We start from the raw sequence: 397 nt of genomic DNA, 5'->3' as shown, positions 1-397 counted from the left end.
GCCCGGACCGCATCGTCATCGGGGCGGACGATTCCCGCGCCGCCCAGGTGATGAGCGAGATCTACCGCCCGCTCTATCTCAACCAGGCCCCGATCCTGGTGACAGGCCGGCGCACGGCGGAACTGACCAAGTACGCGGCCAACGCGTTCCTGGCCACCAAGATCACCTTCATCAACGAGATCGCGGATCTCTGCGAGCAGGTCGGCGCCAACGTGCAGGAGGTCGCCCGCGGCATCGGGCTGGACAACCGCATCGGCTCGAAATTCCTGCATGCCGGTCCAGGCTACGGCGGCTCGTGCTTTCCCAAGGACACCCTGGCCCTGGTCAAGACCGCGCAGGATGCGGGCACGCCGGTGCGGCTCGTCGAGACCGTGGTGGCGGTCAATGACAGCCGCAA

The 397-nt window shown here is 67.0% G+C and carries 1 pseudogene; it reads left to right on the top strand.

The features are described 5' to 3' along the window. A pseudogene (locus F6X53_RS33450) lies at positions 1-397 on the top strand (UDP-glucose 6-dehydrogenase); the annotation flags it as partial.

It is taken from the genome of Methylobacterium soli (assembly GCF_008806385.1).
In the GTDB taxonomy this organism is placed as follows: domain Bacteria; phylum Pseudomonadota; class Alphaproteobacteria; order Rhizobiales; family Beijerinckiaceae; genus Methylobacterium; species Methylobacterium soli.
Note: the sequence above shows the minus strand (reverse complement) of the source record. Positions and strands in the feature narration are given on the sequence as shown.